The 19,001-nt window shown below is 43.9% G+C and carries 19 protein-coding genes; 8 read left to right on the forward strand and 11 right to left on the reverse strand.

What is annotated here, in order from left to right; translation table 11 throughout:
- Window positions 1–83 precede the first annotated feature (83 nt).
- The 9 genes from KH172YL63_RS10160 to KH172YL63_RS10200 all read right to left on the reverse strand — a co-directional run bounded on the left by KH172YL63_RS10160 (window position 84) and on the right by KH172YL63_RS10200 (window position 6,953).
- Entirely contained in the window at window positions 84–656 is a 573-nt protein-coding gene (locus KH172YL63_RS10160; protein ID WP_173108126.1) for a sulfurtransferase TusA family protein, read from the reverse strand.
- A gap of 50 nt (window positions 657–706) precedes the next feature.
- Entirely contained in the window at window positions 707–1,186 is a 480-nt protein-coding gene (locus KH172YL63_RS10165; protein WP_173105990.1) for a DsrE/DsrF/DrsH-like family protein, read from the reverse strand.
- Between the two features lie 49 nt (window positions 1,187–1,235).
- Entirely contained in the window at window positions 1,236–1,463 is a 228-nt protein-coding gene (locus tag KH172YL63_RS10170; protein WP_173105991.1) for a sulfurtransferase TusA family protein, read from the reverse strand.
- Window positions 1,464–1,542: 79 nt separating this feature from the next.
- The gene (locus KH172YL63_RS10175; protein ID WP_173105992.1) at window positions 1,543–1,803 is read right to left on the reverse strand and encodes a metal-sensitive transcriptional regulator; all 261 of its coding nucleotides are present in this window, start codon (window positions 1,801–1,803) and stop codon (window positions 1,543–1,545) included.
- A gap of 193 nt (window positions 1,804–1,996) precedes the next feature.
- A complete protein-coding gene (locus tag KH172YL63_RS10180) occupies window positions 1,997–3,247 on the reverse strand; it encodes a M24 family metallopeptidase (protein WP_173105993.1) in 1,251 nt (416 codons plus the stop codon).
- A 96-nt stretch (window positions 3,248–3,343) separates the two neighbouring features.
- Window positions 3,344–4,288, reverse strand: a complete 945-nt coding sequence (locus KH172YL63_RS10185) for an ArsA family ATPase (protein WP_173105994.1) — start codon at window positions 4,286–4,288, stop codon at window positions 3,344–3,346.
- Between the two features lie 24 nt (window positions 4,289–4,312).
- Window positions 4,313–4,582, reverse strand: coding sequence for a cory-CC-star protein (locus KH172YL63_RS10190; protein ID WP_173105995.1), 270 nt, complete (start codon window positions 4,580–4,582; stop codon window positions 4,313–4,315).
- 59 nt (window positions 4,583–4,641) lie between these two features.
- A complete protein-coding gene (locus KH172YL63_RS10195; protein WP_173105996.1) occupies window positions 4,642–6,381 on the reverse strand; it encodes a carbon starvation CstA family protein in 1,740 nt (579 codons plus the stop codon).
- 167 nt (window positions 6,382–6,548) lie between these two features.
- The gene (locus tag KH172YL63_RS10200; protein WP_173105997.1) at window positions 6,549–6,953 is read right to left on the reverse strand and encodes a sporulation protein; all 405 of its coding nucleotides are present in this window, start codon (window positions 6,951–6,953) and stop codon (window positions 6,549–6,551) included.
- A 126-nt stretch (window positions 6,954–7,079) separates the two neighbouring features.
- On the opposite strand from KH172YL63_RS10200, the gene KH172YL63_RS10205 reads away from it, so the two are divergent.
- Window positions 7,080–7,403, forward strand: a complete 324-nt coding sequence (locus KH172YL63_RS10205) for a DUF2680 domain-containing protein (RefSeq protein ID WP_173105998.1) — start codon at window positions 7,080–7,082, stop codon at window positions 7,401–7,403.
- A gap of 325 nt (window positions 7,404–7,728) precedes the next feature.
- Here KH172YL63_RS10205 and KH172YL63_RS10210 read toward each other — a convergent pair whose 3' ends face one another.
- Window positions 7,729–8,751, reverse strand: coding sequence for a threonine aldolase family protein (locus KH172YL63_RS10210; protein WP_173105999.1), 1,023 nt, complete (start codon window positions 8,749–8,751; stop codon window positions 7,729–7,731).
- Between the two features lie 209 nt (window positions 8,752–8,960).
- Here KH172YL63_RS10210 and KH172YL63_RS10215 point away from each other — a divergent pair, with 209 nt between their 5' ends.
- From KH172YL63_RS10215 to KH172YL63_RS10245, 7 genes are all read left to right on the forward strand, one after another.
- Window positions 8,961–10,217, forward strand: a complete 1,257-nt coding sequence (locus KH172YL63_RS10215; RefSeq protein WP_173106000.1) for a helix-turn-helix domain-containing protein — start codon at window positions 8,961–8,963, stop codon at window positions 10,215–10,217.
- 272 nt (window positions 10,218–10,489) lie between these two features.
- Window positions 10,490–11,722, forward strand: a complete 1,233-nt coding sequence (locus KH172YL63_RS10220; protein WP_173106001.1) for an aminopeptidase — start codon at window positions 10,490–10,492, stop codon at window positions 11,720–11,722.
- Between the two features lie 196 nt (window positions 11,723–11,918).
- The gene (locus KH172YL63_RS10225; RefSeq protein ID WP_173106002.1) at window positions 11,919–12,755 is read left to right on the forward strand and encodes an alpha/beta hydrolase; all 837 of its coding nucleotides are present in this window, start codon (window positions 11,919–11,921) and stop codon (window positions 12,753–12,755) included.
- Between the two features lie 120 nt (window positions 12,756–12,875).
- A complete protein-coding gene (locus KH172YL63_RS10230; RefSeq protein ID WP_442858761.1) occupies window positions 12,876–14,069 on the forward strand; it encodes a class I SAM-dependent rRNA methyltransferase in 1,194 nt (397 codons plus the stop codon).
- 132 nt (window positions 14,070–14,201) lie between these two features.
- Window positions 14,202–14,732, forward strand: coding sequence for a D-glycero-alpha-D-manno-heptose-1,7-bisphosphate 7-phosphatase (locus KH172YL63_RS10235; RefSeq protein ID WP_173106003.1), 531 nt, complete (start codon window positions 14,202–14,204; stop codon window positions 14,730–14,732).
- 242 nt (window positions 14,733–14,974) lie between these two features.
- Window positions 14,975–16,891, forward strand: a complete 1,917-nt coding sequence (locus tag KH172YL63_RS10240; protein WP_173106004.1) for a DUF294 nucleotidyltransferase-like domain-containing protein — start codon at window positions 14,975–14,977, stop codon at window positions 16,889–16,891.
- A complete protein-coding gene (locus KH172YL63_RS10245; protein WP_173106005.1) occupies window positions 16,891–17,637 on the forward strand; it encodes a 3'-5' exonuclease in 747 nt (248 codons plus the stop codon). The genes KH172YL63_RS10240 and KH172YL63_RS10245 overlap by 1 nt, the downstream gene beginning before the upstream one ends.
- Before the next feature lie 43 nt (window positions 17,638–17,680).
- On the opposite strand, the gene KH172YL63_RS10250 is transcribed toward KH172YL63_RS10245, so the two are convergent.
- On the reverse strand, window positions 17,681–18,943 hold the full coding sequence (locus KH172YL63_RS10250; protein ID WP_173106006.1) for a glutamate-5-semialdehyde dehydrogenase: 1,263 nt from the start codon (window positions 18,941–18,943) through the stop codon (window positions 17,681–17,683).
- Window positions 18,944–19,001: the final 58 nt, after the last annotated feature.

The following is a 19,001-nucleotide window of genomic DNA, read 5'->3' on the forward strand; positions in this document are numbered from 1 at the left end:
GGAGGACGCCCTCATTTCTGAAAAAGCTAGGATGAAAGCTGTCCCCGGATTTTACATTGCTTATGATAAATGTTTGTCACGGACTATTCGATGTCCGATTCCACATCTCCGTTCCACTCGCTCATGCCTGGCACAACATTGACCACATTGGTGAATCCTTTTTGTGATAATTGCTGCGCTGCCATGTCACTTCTGTTACCCGTACGGCACACAACATAAATCGTTTTATCTTTATTCAGTTCTTCCGCACGCTCGTCTAATTCACCAAGTGGGATGGAAACCGCTCCAGGGATGTGCTTGAAAGCATACTCAGCTTTTTCACGAACATCTACTACGACTGTATCTTCATCGCTTAGTTTGCTTGCAAGTGTTCCGTTATCTGTCACTGCTTCATGTTTGCGTTCCAATGCATCCTCACCGCTTGATTTGCGTACGAAGTGCTTCAGGACGTCGCCTTCTTCAATCGTACCAAGGTAGTCATGGCCAGTGCTTTTCGCCCATGCCTGCAGATCTGCTTTAGAACCTTTATCTGTAGCCTGGATCTCGATTACTTGACCAGCTTCAAGATCTTTCATGGCTTTCTTTGTTTTTACGATCGGCATCGGACACGCCAATCCTTTCGCATCTAATACAAAGTTTGATTCAATCGTCTTCATCATGTGTAACCTCCAATTACCTGTTAGGGTATATTTCGTTGCAAAAAAAATTAGATGAACAAGTTAACATTTCCATTTTCAGCATCGGCTAGATATGCAGCAACTCCTGCATACTCAATCTCCTCGAGCAACTCATCCTTGTGCAGGCCGAGTAAGTCCATCGTCATCGTACATGCGACCAATTTAATGTCTTGTTCCTTTGCCATATCGATTAAGTCCGGTAAAGGCATCGCATTATGCTTCTTCATGACACCCTTGATCATCTTTGGTCCCATACCCATGAAGTTCATGTTGGATAATCCAAGTTTGTCAGCGCCTTTAGGCATCATTTTACCGAACATCTTTTCCATGAATCCTTTTTTCACAGGAACCATTTCTTCTTTTCTTAATGCATTCAATCCCCAAAACGTATGGAAGATCGTTACTTCGTGATCATACGCTGCAGCTCCGTTTGCGATGATGTATGCTGCCATTGCTTTATCATAATCTCCACTAAAGAGAATAATATTCGTTGTTTTTGTCTCTGACATGTTATCTCCTCCTAATTACTGTCCGGGGTATGTTTCCCGGCAAAAAAAATCAGCCTTTTTTAATCCAGAATGTGAATACATCTGCTTCTTCTGTTGATTGTACCAATTCATGACCAGTTGACTTCGCCCATGCTGTCAAGTCACTTTTTGCACCTTTATCCGTTGTTTGCACTTCCAGGATTTGACCTGATTCAATTTCTTTGATTGCCTTTCTTGTTTTCACGATCGGCATAGGACATGCTAAACCTTTTGCGTCTAATACTTTATCTGCGTTCATTCATAATTCCTCCTAAATAAAATGTATAATACCTATAAGGGTATATTAGATGATATAAAAAAAGATGTCAACCTTTTTCTTATCGGCTCTTCACTAATAAATTGACTGCTTCTTTCACTAGTTCTTCTGTACTTTCCCCGGTTTCTTGTGAATCTCTTACACATGCCACCAGATTCATGCTGACAATCAAGCCTACGGAACGATCCAGTGCGGTTTTGGCTGCTGAAAGCTGCGTGATGACATCTTTGCAATCTTCCCCCTGCTCCATCATCCGGACAATTCCACGGAGCTGCCCTTCAACCCGCTTAATCCGATTTTTGATTTGTGAATTGTATTCCATAAAGACACCTCCAATTAGCTTGTTGTTTTCTTGCTACATGTATAATAATATACCCTATAAGGTATATAGTCAAGGGGGTATTTAAATTTTTTTCAATTTGTATCTTCTTCTTTTTCAAAGAGCGTTCTCCGGGCTGAACGGGCTCCCAGTGCATAAAAAGAACTGATCAGCTCAACACATGATCAGTTCTTTCTTATATAAGGTAAAATTCCGTTTGTCTTTTCGCCATATAATGAAGGCGATCCTGTATAAAGGCGACGGGCTCTTCGAGGAAAATAGGTACAACCTGGTCCCATTCGGGCACATATTGTCTTATATTGAATTCCATCGCGTAGCATGTATCTGCGGTAAGCGACAAATCTCCTTTAATGGGCACATCTCCCTGTTGGTCGTATAATCCGATCAGTGCCCCTGCTTCATGACAATGATACCCGAGGGGGTGGGAATATAGCATTGCTTTGATTTCTTCCTGAGCGGCCGTTTTCATTACTTCATCAAAAATTTCATTCCCTGTCCTTCCCACCTTCATTTCTCCTGCGACAATGTCTTCAAATCTCACTGCAGTTTCAAGGGCTGATTGCAGACCTCTCGGCGCATCTTCCTCACCCGGGTGAAGCACATAAGCAAGCTGCTGGGTGTCTGTTGCAAGACCAAGATATCTGATACCGAAATCCAAATGAATGATATCCCCCCATCGAATGATCTCCCCTTCCAAACGATCCATTGCAGCACCTCTTCTCTGGATATCCACTGTCGGATAAAAAGAGGTTTCCAATCCTTTATCGAGTACCCTCTGCCGTATCCACTCGACGACATCCTCTGTCGTAGTAATACCCGGGTGAATCACTTCACTTGATAAAGCCTCCCCTGCTATTTTCCTTGCGAGTTCAGCAATGGCCGGGTAAGCCGTCAACTCCTTGGAGGATCTGACAGACAGCCAATCAACAATGAGCGACTGAGCTGAAACGAATGTGTGAGCGTAATCAGAAAGCAGGACATCCAATTGCTGATAATTGGAATGGCTCAGACCGTCACATACAGCAAATGTTGAAGAATAATTCAATCCGATGGTATCGGGATTCATTTCTTTTACCAATCTCCTTAAACATTCCCATTGATCACATTCTGACGGCACCCAGATCCGTTCATAAAAAGGTTCGAAATTCGGATTTTGGTGAATGACCGATCTGTTCAGTTCTCCATCATGCATATGAAAAACAAGGATGGTGAGCCTTCCTGATCCATCAATCCCTGAAGGATAGAGGGTTTTTAAAATGGGATCTTCATTATATTCCCTGCCGATGATGATCCACATATCAAGATTGTGCTTTTTCATCATGGATGGCAAAAGGGTGTTGAGCCGGTGAAACAACCATCGATTTTGGGTTTCTTCCCTTTTCTTTATTGAAAGAACGCCCGACATTCCTGACTGTTGGTGAAGCATTCTATCATCTCCCATTGATCACTGTTCAATGATTACTTCGACAAAAGCAGGCATCATCCCTTTTGAATAAACCAATAAAGATGCACATCGATGAAGTTAGATCATGACTTCTTTTTGAAGATAACCGGCGAATCTCTCGAGATGCTGTATGGAATAGATATCCTCTTCCATCAGTGGAATCCGGTACAATTGCTGAGAAGTGAATGTATTCTCCATTAATTCCAGGTACACTTCTTCCTGTGCTTTCCGTTTTTTCAAAAAGCCCCCGTCAGCATCCTCTGGCAGGATTTTATTGATGACCAATCCACCGATATGCAATGAATGGCGTGACATCATGTCGATCGCTTTTTGGGTTTCAAGAATTGGAAGCCTTTCAGGGATGAGCACAAAAATGAATCCTGTCTTTTTATGATCCAGTAAGATGGATCGAACTCTCGAGAACTTTTCCCGCCGTTGCTGTAATACGTCGAATATCGGATCTTCCACCGGTTCGCCGTCATTGAGGAGCTGAGAATAGTTTTTATTGGTTTTCCTCCTTCTTTCAATCATCCCGTCCATCCATACCCCCATCAGTTCGGGAAGTGTCAATAAACGGATAGTATGTCCGGTTGGAGCAGTGTCAAAAATGATTTTATCAAACTCCGAACTTTCCTCAAGAATGATGGAGACGATGCGATCGAAAAGGGCGGCTTCCTCGGCACCCGGTGCAGAAGCAGCCATATCGATCTGACGATGCACTTCATCTATCATCGTGGCTTTGACCATCCCCTTCAGGTTACCTTTCACCCCTTCGATATAAAGCCGTGTTTCTGTTTCGGGATTGATTTCAACCCCCCACAAATGATCCCTTAATGATGTCTTATCCCCCTGGATGTCCTGGTGGAAAATATCTCCCAGATTATGGGCAGGGTCAGTGGAAACGATTAGCGTCTTTTTCCCCGCTTTCGCAAACATCACGGCTAAAGCCGATGCAGTCGTCGATTTCCCGACGCCGCCTTTTCCACCTACAAAGATAATAGACTGTTGATTGAGATCATGCATCAAGCTCTCTCCTTTCTCTTCCTGTCAGCAGCATCTGATTCCGTCCAATGGAGAATGCTCCATCCCCATCCGGATATGCCAGTCGTGAAATTTTTCAATCATATAAGGGTAGAGTTCGAGTGTATAGTAGTACACAGGATTGGGGATCCCGATCATATCGGAATAAAGCAAAAGTAGAAAAAGATCATCTTCATCCCTCAGTTCCCGGGCTATTTCCGTTTTGTGGGGAAGTCGGATGATTTCATCATAAAGCTCGATCACCTGCTTGAATCTTTCCTTCAAAGATGTTTCCATCTCATTTCCTCCTTAACATGCAGTATATAAAGAAGGGACCCAATTTGAGTCCCCCTTGATTACGCTGAGAATTGGGAAGGGTCATCACCCTTTTTAGACAAGGACGAGGCTGCAGTGATTAAGATCCACAGAGTGAATATCAAAATAATGCTTCCAAAGATGAATAGCAGCATATTCCCTTCTGACTCTCCTGTGCCGGACCATTCAAACACGACTTGATGAATCATGGCCCATAGTGTCATGAACATAAGGAAAAGCATTGGGATTAATGTAACAAAGTAATTTCGTCCTTGCCGTTTCAGCCAGATGGTGATCAAAAGCAGACTGATCCCGGCAAGTAACTGGTTGGATGTGCCAAACAGCGGCCATAGGAGGTATCCCCCTGAACCGAAACCTTTCGGACCTTGTGGTAAGAGGGTAAGTGCCGCACTGGATACGACAGCCACCGATGTCGCAACATGAGCTTTGGTTAACGGTCGAACCTTATATTCTTCACCCAGCTCTGAAATGATATAACGCATCAAACGGACAGATGAGTCTAATGTAGTCGCTGCAAAGCTTACAATGATGACAGAAACGATCGTCGCAGCAATATCGGCAGGAATGCCAACCCCTGTCGCAAGTTGGCCGGCACCTTTGATGAATACCCCCAGGCCTGCCCCGCTTGCTGCTGCAAATCCGCTGTATGTTGCTTTGAATTCAGCCACATTAGGGAAAAACGTGATACAGGCAATGATGGCGATCAATGCAAGTGCACCCTCTCCCACTGCACCGAGATAGCCGACAAAGCGGGCATCTGTTTCATTATCGAGCTGTTTGGATGATGTGCCTGAAGAAACGAGGCCGTGGAAGCCGGAAATGGCACCGCATGCGATTGTAATAAATAATAACGGGAACCATGAGACATCTGCGGATGAATTTGTCATTGGCGCAGTGATTTCAGGATTTGTAAATAATAGCCCCAGATAGAGCAGGCCCAGACCAACGATCAATTGATGTGAATTGATATAGTCACGCGGCTGCAATAACTTCCAAACCGGAAGGATCGAAGCGATGTACACATAGATCATTAATATGACAATCCAAACCATGAATGCCATACTGGTCGAACTTAATCCGAAAAGGGATGATGCTTCCTGTCCCCCGAAATACCGGACTAAATCGATCTGGAGAAATTCTACCCTGCTTGCGATGACTGCAGAGGCATACATGACGGCAAGGGCGATGACTGAAGGTAACAACATACTGCCATTTCGCTTATACACCGAATAGCCGATCCAGACTGCAAGTGGTATCTGGATGAATACAGATAGGACGCTGGCCGGAAATGTAATGAACAGGTTCGCAATGACCCATGCAAATACGGCATTGACCATTAAGACCAGAATGAGAATTATGAATAAGAACAACACCTTGGCTCTTTTTCCGATCAGTTTATTGGCTAATGATCCTACAGATTGTCCTTTATTTCGAACCGACAGGACAAGGGTTCCGAAATCATGCACCCCTGCTGCAAACACAGTACCAAGGATGACCCACAGGAATGCCGGTAGCCATCCCCAATAGACAGCGATTGCCGGACCGACGATCGGTGCAGCCCCTGCCACGGAGGTGAAATGATGCCCCCAGAGGACAAATTTATTTGTCGGGACAAAATCCACCCCGTCTTTGTATTGATGAGCAGGCGTCACATAATTTGGATCCAGTCTGTACACTCTTTCTGCAATCAGCTTGGAGTAGTACTTATACCCCAAAATAAATACGATGCCCCCCATTACCGCAAGCCATATTCCACTCAAAAAAAATCCCTCCCGTTAAAATGATATAAGCGCTTCAAATATAGTCTGAATTTTTAGAATGTACACGCTTACTACATTTTACAATGGGATATTATGGATTACAATATGCATTTTACATGAATGAACAATAAAAAAAGTACGGATTCACTCAGAACCCGCACTTTTCATTACCTTACATGGATGCTGTCTTCATCTGTCGGATCGACTGCCTGTGGAATATCGACCCTCGTCCTCAGGATGGTTTGATCGGTATCAGTCGTTTTAGGATGATCCATCTTGGTTGGAAATTCGAAATTGAACCTCTTTTCCTCACCTGAAAGGATGGTACCGATATGATCAATGGAGATGGTGTCCAACTCTTTTTCGTGATAAGAAAAGTCACTGTCTTTCTTGTCCTCTTCATATTTATGAAGAAGCAGTAATTCTATCTCGTTGATGGGCTGATCTGCCATCCCGCCCTTTAAAACGACTTCCCCGATAATCCGGTCACCTGAAGAAATTTCCGGTGTATGCACAATGGTATCTACTTTTACATGGCCGATCCCGATGCTGGATAAAAATTTATTGATCATCATAAAGCCCCCTTATGTACTGTGTCTTCTTATCGTATCAATTTCCCCTCTTCATCGTCTACTCCCACATATTTTGCCAGTATCATGCAAATAATATGTTGGAAATGATGATAAGGAGGAATGAACTTGAAGAAAATAATTTATTCAATCATGGCGGTGTGTGTGCTCAGCCTCGGTGTATGTGGCAGCGTTGAAGCAGTAGGACAGAACACAGAGCAAAAGGTGAATTTAACGGCCGAACAAAAAGCCGAGCTTGGCAAATTACATGACCAGATGTTCGCCACAAAGAAAGAACTCGTGAAAAAATATGTCGAGTACGGTGTGTTTTCAAAAGAGCAGGGAGATAAAGTGCTTGCGATGATGGAAGAGAAACACAAAAAGTTAAAAGAAAACGGCTATATGATGAGATGGCATCCCCATCATGGCAAAAAACTTGATATGAAAGAATGAAATAGAAGAGGTTGGGACATAACGATGCTCTCATTCTCAAAACCCGAACTGTAAAAAATGCTATTCTTTTGATATGCCGCTGTTGATTTCCGTGCAAGGCTTCGCTTTCCTCGGGCGGCGGTGAGCCTCCTCGTCGCTATTCGCTCCTGCGGGGTCTCACCTACCCCGCTTTTCCCTTAGGAGTCTCCGCCTTGCACTCCAATCAACAGCTGGAACCTGCTAAATACATATAAGAAGTGATAGCTAAAAAAATCCGAACGGAGTAGATTTACGATAAATCACTCGTTCGGATTTTCTGTTTACGAGCACCGTTTTATCCCAACCCCTATTTAAATTCCCTTTGAAGAATATTGACCACTGTATCGATGTCATCCTTTGTCACATCGTAGTGGGTCGTAAAGCGGACAAGGGTCGGGCCGAATGTGACTGTAAGGATGCCTTTCTCTTTCAGGTGCTCTACAAACTGTTCTGCGGATCGTCCCGTTCCAGATATATCAGCTACGACAATATTCGTATCCACTGAATTGATCACTTGAATTCCGGTGCACGCCATCAGTCCCTGCTTTAATACGGCTGCCTTTTCATGGTCTTCTCCCAATCTATCTCTCATGGAGGTGAGTGCAACCAATGCAGGGGCAGCAATCATACCGACCTGTCTCAATCCTCCGCCCAATCTCTTTCTCCACTTCCTCGCACGGGAAATAAACGCTTGATCACCTGCAATGATCGACCCCACCGGCGCGCCTAATCCTTTAGATAAACAGATCTGCACGGTATCACAATGCTGCGTGAAATCCACTACGTCCCTCCCGCTTGCCGTCACGGCATTGAAAAGCCTTGCACCATCAACGTGAACAGGAATGCCATATTGTTTAGCAACTGTATGGATCGCTTGCATGTTCTCAGGTGATACGATGGCCCCTCCTGCCCGGTTATGGGTATTTTCTATACAAATCAACCCTGTTTCCGGAAAGTGCTGATCCTCAGGGCGAATGGCTGCTTTGATATCACTGGGATCCATTTCGCCATTCTCACCCCTGATGGTCCTCGTCTGGACCCCTGCAAGTGCCGCAACCGCCCCAGATTCATAATAGAAAATATGTGAGTTTTCTTCTAAAATGATTTCGTTGCCGGGTCTCGTATGAGTGAGTACGGCAATCTGGTTCCCCTGCGTTCCGCTCGTGACGAATAACGCTTCCTCTTTGCCTAGAATCCGGGCTGCTTCTCTCTCAAGCTTCAGGACGGTTGGATCTTCACCGTATACGTCATCACCGACTTCTGCCTCATAAGCGGCCCTTCTCATGTCTTCCGTTGGTTTGGTCAAAGTATCACTTCTTAAATCTATCACGTTGCATTCTCCCCCTATTGCTGACTGATGGAACCATTATAACAAAGCTGAGGGTCATGCTGGTAAAAAGCAGGCGCCATGTTCCAAATGACCTATATAAAATTATAATTATAGGAATATTCAAAACATTTCGAGGGAGGATGTGATACTATTTTAGTAAACTCGTCCCTGTGACAGAGTCTATCGCCCCGTAAGAGGAGAAGTGTCCAATGACGATCGGTTCAAAAATCCGTTTCCACAGATTAAAAAGAAAATTAACCCAGGAAGAGCTATGTAAAGGCATCATGTCTATTTCCTATCTATCCAAACTTGAGAACAATCAGGTCACACCTTCGCCGGACATCATCGAATCATTGTGCGAGCGCCTAGGCGTGAGTAATCTTTCGGATAATCCCAACCGCTTGAATAAGCTTCTCGAAACATGGAATCATGAACTTCTATGGAATCATGGTAATCCTGAAGGCTCTACGTTCCAGCACATTCAACGTGAGCTGGAACAAACGGATGACCTTGTTCCCCACTTATTTTACCGCATTCTTTGTTTCCGCCTGCACTTATTGAAGCATGATCTGCCAAAAGCCCACCAGCAGATGAATGATTCACTCATCCATTATAAAGAGCTGACGGATACATTAAAGTTCTATTTTCACAAATATCGAGGCAATTATTATTACCTGCTGAAAGACTATGAGCAAGCACAGGCGGAACTGAAGGAAGCTGAGACCTATTACGTGCTTGGAAATGTGGTGAATGAAGAAGAACGGGCAGATTTATATTACTTGTCAAGCCTCGTTCTAAGCCGCTTGAATCAATACAGGCTCGCCATTTTTTATGGAGAAAAGTCCCTCTCCATCTTTCAGGGCGTTTACTTTCAGAAGCGGTGTGCCGAAGTTCACTTACTGCTGGGCATCTGCTACCGGAGAATAAGATACGCAGAGCAGGCCATGAAGCATTATGAATGGGCAAAGTTCATTGCCCGTTCGATCGGATATAACGGGCTGCTCGCCAAAGTCGAGCAAAACCTTGGGTATCTAAAATCATTCATGAACAAGAGCGAAGAAGCGATCGGACATTACTTGAAGAGTATCGAGCTAAAAGAAAGCGACTTAGAAGGGAAGTTATTCTCCATTCTATCCCTCGTGAAGGAATACTATAAATTGAACCAGTATCAGCATGTGTGTCACTGGCTGCCAAAAGGATTATCACTCTGTTCAGAGGATACATATCCTGATAAATTCTATCAGCTATCATATTATCAGTTTGCGATGAATGATTTCCCAAACGGTTTTGAGTTGTTCATGAAAGAATATTGTCTTCCCTTCTTCAAAAGGAACGGCTCCCTTCTATTATATGCTGAATACGCGAAATACCTTGGCCAATATTATCAGATGGTCAGAAAATATAAACCTGCAGCCTTTTATCTCAACGAAGCGAATGAGATTTATGAAGAGATGCTGATCATTTAAGGAGGTGAAAACAATGAAGAGCGTAAAGAAATTATTCATCGTCATGAGTCTTACTGCTGTGGCATTTGCCGGGGTGGTTGTCATCCATTCCAATGAGGAGGAATTCCCGCCTTTCTCAAGTAAATTGTAGAAGAAAAGGAACTGGCCAGTGTGTGGACCAGTTCTTTTTTTGTCGATTTGAAGGAACGGGTAATAATATTGAACTTTATCAATGAAATTTTCTGAATAAAGAGATATAGTTAGATATGAATACATATTAAGGGGGATTTTGAATGAATCAAGCATTTGAGAAGAATTTAGAGAGATATGCTGATTTGATTGTACAAGTGGGGTTAAACCTGCAGAAAGATCAGGAGCTGTTAATTTCAGCCCCGGTCACATCCTACGAGTTTGTACGTCTCATCACCAATAAAGCGTATGAAGCCGGTGCAAAGTACGTGCTGACCGACTTCCATGATGAAGAGCTGAAGAAAATCCGCCTGGAGAAGTCTTCCGAGGAAGGATTGAAAGCTTTCCCTGAATGGAAGGCAAAAGGCTACATCGAAATGGCAGAAAACAATGTTGCCCTGTTAAACCTTGCTGCTCCGAACCCTTCCCTTCTTCGGGATACCGACCCTGCCAGGGCCGCAATACTCAATAAAACATCTGCATCTGCCATGAAAGATTTTTCTGCTTATATCGGAGGAGGCAAGATCAGCTGGTTGATCGCAGCGATCCCTACCGTGGAATGGGCACAGACGATTTTTCCGGAATTGGATGACCAGGAAGCTGTCGAGAAACTATGGGAGAACATCTTCTACACGACCCGGACAGATCAAGAGAATCCTGTTGAATTATGGACAGCCCATATCGACCACCTGAACAAAAATGCAGCCCGTTTGAATAACGGAGAATATAAGAAGCTTCATTATAAAGGTCCGGGCACAGACCTGACGATTGAATTCCGTCCAGAGACAAAATGGATCAGTGCCCAGTTCACAAATGATAAAGGCACGCCATTTGTCCCGAATCTTCCAACCGAGGAAGTGTTTACGATCCCTGATAAATACGGTGTGAACGGTGTTGTATCAAGTACTAAACCTTTGAATTACAGCGGAACGCTCATTAAGAACTTCTCCCTTACCTTCAAGGAAGGAAAAGTGGTAGATTTCACAGCAGAGGAAGGGTATGAAACGTTAAAGAACCTGCTTGAGACAGACGAAGGTGCATCGTATCTTGGTGAGGTGGCATTAGTGCCACATGACTCCCCAATTTCAAACACCAACATCATTTTCAACAATACGCTATTTGATGAAAATGCGTCTTGTCATATCGCATTGGGCAGAGCCCTGACTGTATGTGTCGAGGGCGGAAAAGAAATGACTTCAGATCAATTGAAGGAAGTCGGCTTTAATGAAAGCATGGTCCATGTCGATTTCATGATCGGATCTGATCAGTTGGATATTGATGGAGAGAAAGCAGACGGCAGTATTGAACCGATCTTCAAATCCGGTGATTGGGTTTAAGATAAGGATCACATAGGAAGACTAAAGAAGAAGGCTTGAATATGCATTTAAGCCTTTTTCTTATGGGAAAATTCAGCTCATAATATGAATTGGTAAAAATTACACGAAATATGACAAATAAATTTCGTTTTTAACATATTCAATACTTCACGAATATTTTACAATGGTAATATACTTATTTAAGGAGCGATGATCCTTGTCTTTCATCACAAAACGAACTTTTTTCTGGAGCGGCCTTTTTCTCATCGGCTTCTTCACTTTATATACAATATTCCGGACGTCCCATGTTGAATCGAGTGAAAAACCCCTCTCGGCTGTTGAAAAATATCCGACGGTGTTCGTTCACGGTTACAAAGGCACCTACAATTCCTTCAGGACGATGCTTGACCGGTTTGAAAATCAGCACGGCTGGGGCCAAAAAACATTGGTGATCACCGTTTCGGAAAAAGGGAGTGTCTCGTACAGGGGAACCCTTCCGAGAAACCCTGTCTCCCCTCCCCTTGTCCAAGTCATATTTGAAGATAATCGAGCTTCTTTAGATAAACAGGCCCTCTGGCTTGAAAATGCGATGAAGCTCCTGCATCACCGCTTTGATGTGGAATCTGTCAATATTGTGGCTCATTCCATGGGAGGGCTTGCATCGACAAAATATCTTGAAGATACGGGTCATGCAAACTTCGTCCCTCAAACCCATAAATTCATTACCATCGCTACCCCATTTCTTGGCGTGACGAAGGAATCCTACGGGCAAATCAATACAGGCGAAGCGGTGATTGACTTAAAACCTCAATCTCATGCATTGAAAGAGATGTATCTCAACCGAAACCTCATCCCCGGGGACATCCAGGTTTTGTCCATCGCTGGATCTGGTGATGATGTAGTAAATGTACCGAGCGCACTTGGAAGTTCTTCATTCTTTGAAGGTCAGTCCTATGAAACGAAAATTGTGTATGACCCCTCCATTTCTCACAGCGGCCTCCATGAAACGATCAAGGTCGACCGTCTTGTCGGAGATTTTCTCTGGGGTAAATAAAAGGCTTTCCTGTTCACATCGACAGTCGATCAGAGCAGGGAAGCTTTTTTGTGCAGTTGCGTAAAAGTCTTTAACGTTCTATACTACACAAGACTATACCTATGAGTTAGGATGAGAAGATTGACGAAAGAAAGAATGATGAAAGCAAACCCGACATACATACAACAATTCCAGAAGGGCTTCCCCCTCTTAAATAAAGAGAATGTGATGGGTTCGTCCGACCACATACAGGAAGGAGAAATCCTGTCCCTCGTTGACGAACGAAATCGCTTTATAGCGAAAGGATATGCCGGTAAACAGAACAAGGGAATCGGCTGGCTCCTAAGCTGGAAAGAACAAGAACTCATTGATCAAGCGTTCATTCAAAAAAAACTTCAGGCTGCCATTAATCAGCGCCTCCATTTCTTTTACAGTGAAGATACGACTGCATTCAGGGTTTTCAACGGTGAAGGTGACGGATTTGGCGGCATCACGATCGATTACTTTGATGGCTATTATCTGGTCCAATGGTATTCCAAAGGGGCTTACTCCTTTAAAGAAGATGTCATTCAGGCCATTAAAAATTTGACCGATTATAAAGGCATCTATCAGAAAAAGAGATTTGCCGAAGAAGGTAAATACGTGGAGGAAGATGATTTCGTTGAAGGAATCCGCCCATCCTTCCCCCTTCTTGTGAAAGAAAACGGCGTACAATTTGCCATTTATTTAAACGATGGCGCCATGGTCGGTGTATTCCTCGATCAACGGGAAGTCCGTAAAAGAATCCGTGATTCGTATTCTGAAGGAAAAAGGGTATTGAATACCTTCTCGTATACAGGAGCCTTTTCAGTATATGCAGCCCTGGGCGGTGCTGTGGAAACGACAAGCGTTGACCTTGCCAACCGCAGTTTAAGTAAGACGATCGAACAATTCAGCATTAATGGAATCGATTATGAAGCGCAGAATATCATCGTCGAGGATGTATTTAAATACTTTAAATACGCCGTTAAGAAAGAGCTTTCCTTTGATTTGGTCGTCCTTGATCCCCCAAGTTTCGCCCGTTCGAAGAAACATACCTTCAGCGCTGCAAGGGATTATAAGGATTTACTCAAAGAAGCAATCGCGATTACCGAGAAAAACGGTGTGATCGTCGCGTCGACAAATTGCAGTACATTCAATATGAAGAAATTTAAAGGATTCATTGAAACTGCCTTCAAAGAGTCTGACGAGAAATATACCATTCTGGAAGAATACACGCTTCCCGAGGACTTCAGAACAATCAGTCAATACAGGCAGGGCGACTATCTAAAAGTAGTATTCATTAAAAAGATGTAGACGGGCTTTCGAGGTCCGTCCCTCTTCCTTCTTAAATGACAGATTATTCTGTCATTATTTCCTCGGAAACCGCAGAAAACGACAGTGCAAGTGAGAGTATTGGAGAATTTTATCGAATTTGGAGGTTTGATGATGAAAAAAGCAATTTTTCTTGACCGTGACGGGGTCATCAATGAGGTAAAATCCGAAAGAGTGAAGTTTGTAAATAAGCCAAGTCAATTTTATTTCCTGGAAGGTGTGACGGAAGCGGTCAAGAAGTTATCTCAATCAGGGTTCCTTCTATACGTTGTCACGAATCAAGGCGGCGTCGGCCTTGGCTATCTGACGAAAGGAGAGCTCGACAGAATCCATGATCATATGGTGGCTGAAATTGAGAAAGCAGGCGGCAGAATAGAAGAAGTGTCATGCTGTATTCATAAACCGAAGGAAGGCTGTTCCTGCAGAAAACCGGAAGCCGGGATGATTGTGGCTCTTGCAGAAAAACATGGCTTGGATCTCAACCAGTCCTACATGATCGGGGACCGTGATGTCGACATCGAAGCCGGACGGAAAGCAGGATGCAAGACGATCCTTTTAGCACATCACTCATCTCCCCAATACGGCGCTAATCATATTTTCCCTTCACTGAAAGAGGCTTCTGAGTATATTCTTTCCTCTCAATAAACTGATGGAAGGATTAATTGCATGAGCAACGATGGATTTGGTGCATGGGCTCTCCCCATCCCCCATACCTGCCTTCTTCCCTACTAAGTCAGTGATTCGGTTGGATTTATGGAACACCAAGGTCACCATGAGTCACGTCGCACTCATGGTGACCTTTTCCGTTGTGGGGCCTGGTTTATCGTTTCAAAATGGGGAATTCTATGTTAAAGTACTATGGAACTAGCGTGAACGGGAGGGATTGGATGAACCAGCAGGAGTTATTACAAATCATACAGGGGCACTACCCATTTGACGTTTTGTCCTCAGAACAGTTGGATTACATCATTTCAGGTTCGAGATACACTACTTTTAAAAAAGGCGAGTTTTTGTTTCATGAAGATGAAACGGTTGAAGACCTTGATATTTACTTCCTTGTATCAGGTCTTGCCAAAAACGTCCTTCATCGTTCAAACGGCAAACAGTACTCCCTGAGATTTTATTACCCCGGTGACCTGATCGGGATCATGATTATGCTGACGAGCGGCCAGATGACATTTTCCGTGCAAGCGATCGAGGATTGCACGGTGTTCAGAATCCAGAAAGACCGGATCCTTGAGGTGATGACGAAGAACAATGATTTCTCCAAAATCATCTTTGAAAGCATCGGCAATCGCATGAAAACACTGTATGACGAAATCAAGGCAAAATCGGCAACTGAAACAGACGATGAAAATATCAACCTTTTCAGGACGAAAGTACATACCTTGATGGACAGCCCTACGTTCATCAGAGAAAACGATTCGATTGTGGAAGCGGCCAAGAAGATGAAAGAGCACGATACGTACGGCCTGGTGGTGGTCGACGGGGATAAAAAAATGCAAGGGATTCTGACCCAGCGGGAAATTCTTTCTTACATCACCTCCCCCTCTTCATCCGAGACCGTGGCCGATTGGATGAAAAAGAAACCGTTTTGGATCAGGGATGAATCGTTCGCTTATGAAGCACTCTCCTACTTCAAGCATGAGGAAGTGGATTTCGTTCCAATTATACGGAATGATGTGGTAGTCGGCATCCTAACAAGCACATCATTCCTCAATATTCAGGATTCGAATTATCTTGATCTCTCTTATAAGATCCAGAAGGCGCTGACCCATGATGAACTGGTGAAGCTTGCCACTGTCAAAAGTGAAACTTTTCAACAATTCATACAGGATCTGCTTTTGCAGGACAGCTTCGGCTACGATATATGCGAAGTGATCACCAATTATAATGACCGGCTTCACCGGAAAATCATTCAACTGAGTGAAAGGGAAATGCGTCAGGAAGGTTACGGTTCGGCACCAATCAATTACTGCTTCATTGTCATGGGGAGTCAAGGCCGGAGTGAACAGGGTTTCCATACTGATCAGGATAATGGGATCATCCTTGATGACTATGATCATCTTTCCGACCTGAAAAAGGTGGATCATTACTTCCAGGCGTTCACAGAGAAGCTGAATCTGAAGCTTGCAGCGTGCGGTTTCCCTGAATGCACCGGAGGCATCATGGCCAAGGAACAAAAGTGGAAAAGATCTTATACCGACTGGAAAAGGGCGATTGATGACTGGCTGCATGAAATCGATGCCCAGGAAGTACAAAATATCACGATGTTCTATGACTTCCGGCCGATTTACGGGGACTACTCGATAGCAGAAGAAATTCGGACTTATCTCGCCGAAAAGTCAAAAAGGTCATTGAATATGCAGCAGCTCTTACGAAAAGACGCCCTCCGCTTCAAGCTACCCGTCGGACCATTGGGAAGGGTGAATCTGAAACCCCGGAATCACCTTTTCAATTTGAAGAAGTCAGGGTTATTGCAAATCGTCAATATGATCCGGATTCATTCGGTCAAATATGGAATCAAAGAAGTGAATACGATCAAGCGGGTTCAGGCGTTGAAGAAGATTCAGGCCTTTCACCCAAGGGATGCTGAAAATGTCAAGACGGCGATGCATATCCTCTTGACGCTAAGAACAAAGCAGAATCTTCTTGAGCTAAGTGAAGGAAAGCCATTAAGCAATGACATCGATGTGAGGACCCTTTCTAAAGAGGACCGGCAGAAATTAAAAGAGTCCATACAAATCGCCAACCGACTCCAACAAGTGATGGAAATCAGCTTCAACAGGAATCGGGTGGTTTAATGGAACAAGTAGGGATTAATGTAGGCTTTCGTATTCTGAAGTATTATTTATGGCATCAATTCTTTTTCAGACATCAGGTGAAGAAAGAAAAAGAGAAGCTTTCTTACCATAAATTATCCCGTACTTTAAAAGAGTTTGAAGATGAAAAGCCAACTCTTCAGAAAAAGCATCTGTTTGATTGCACGTTCACCATCTTCGACTTGGAAACGACAGGGTTTTTCCCCGAGATTGGGGATGAGATCATTTCCATCGGGGCTGTTAAGGTGCATGAAGGGAAAGTTCAGCGGGATGAGACGTTTTATCAAGTCATCAACCCCCTTCAGACGGTGTCAAGGGAGACGAAGCGGTTCACGGGGCTGCGGAGGAAAGATTTCATTAACGGTGTGACACTGCCGATCGGACTTGAAAGATTCATCGAATTCAGCAAAGGAACGATACTGGTTGCCCACCCGGCCAGCTTTGATATCAATTTCCTGCAAAAAAGGATCAGCCGCTGGGAATTACCTTCTTTTGAACCGGAATATGTTGATTCTTTTTCACTTGCTAATGGTTTGCTTGCCAGGGATGACTGTTATCTCGATTCCCTTGTGAAAAAGTTCAACATCGACAGCAGGGCACGTCATCATGCATTGAACGATGCCATCATGACGGCCGAGATCTTTGAAAGGCTGTTGATGATATGCTACGAACAAGAAGTCCATACCATACGCGGCATGCATGAATTCATTCTTCACGAATCGGGATGAAAAAAAAGCTTGAGGAATCTCTCCTCAAGCTTTTTTCTATAGATTATCGGATTTGACCTGTTCCGTGCATCATATACTTCACAGTCGTGAGTGCCGGTAATCCCATTGGCCCTCTTGCATGAAGCTTCTGTGTTGAGATGCCGATTTCTGCACCGAATCCGAGTGCCCCGCCATCTGTAAAGCGTGTCGACGCATTGTGATACAGTGCTGCAGCATCAACAAGCATCATGAACTTCTTGGCGGTTTCACTGTTTTCAGTTACAATCGCTTCGGAATGCTTTGTTCCGTATTGTTCGATATGATCCACTGCACCATCAAGATCTGACACGATTTTGACCGCGATATCCAGGCTTAAATATTCATTGGCCCAGTCTTCTTCGCCTGCAAGCTTCGCATCATCGATGGCAGCCACTACTTTTTCGTCACCGTGAATAGAAACGCCGTGTTTTTTGAGCTTTTCCACAAAGGCATCTTTGTTCGCTTCAAACCATTCTTCGTGAAGAATGACCGTTTCTGCCGCATTACATACCGCTGGACGGTCTGTCTTGGCATTGATCATGATATTCAAAGCTTTTTCTACATCCGCTTCTTTATCAATGTAGATATGGCAATTTCCTACCCCGGTTTCAAGCACTGGAACTGTAGCATTATTAACAACCGCATTGATCAATGCACCGCCGCCGCGGGGAATTAAGACATCGATATATTCTTTCATCGTGAACAATTCACTGGTTGCCTCTCGGTCAGTGGTGTTGATGAATTGAACCGCTTCTTTCGGGATATCTGTCTTTTCTAATGCATCATGCATCACATCAACAATCGCTTTATTAGATGTGATGGCATTGGAACCGCCTTTCAGAATGATCGCATTACCAGATTTAAGTGCCAATCCAGTCGCATCTACTGTTACATTTGGCCGGGCTTCATAAATCATGCCGATGACACCTAGTGGGACGGTAACCTTTTGGACTTGCAGTTGATTTTCCAATGTCCAATCAGACACGATTTTTCCAGTTGGATCTTCAAGATCCGCTACCTGGCGAAGACCGTTCGCAAAGTCTTCTACGCGTTCTTTGGATAGTGACAAACGATCCATGAATGCTGCTTCAAAGCCTTTCTCTCTGCCTCTTTCTAGATCCTTTTCATTTTGCTTCAAGATGGATTCATAGTTTGTCTCCAAATGGTCTGCAAGCGTGTGAAGCGCTTTGTTTTTCTGATCAGTTGTTAAAAGGCTGAGTGTTTTTGCCGCTTTTTTAGCCATCATCGCTTGTTTTTTTACATCGGTTTTTTCTACTGTTAAAGTCATCAAATACCTCCTGGTTTTTTGGGTGAAGCTTGATTGAACTTATTTTGGATTTGTTGAG

The sequence above is a fragment of the Bacillus sp. KH172YL63 genome (assembly GCF_011398925.1).
Classification (GTDB): domain Bacteria; phylum Bacillota; class Bacilli; order Bacillales; family Bacillaceae_B; genus Rossellomorea.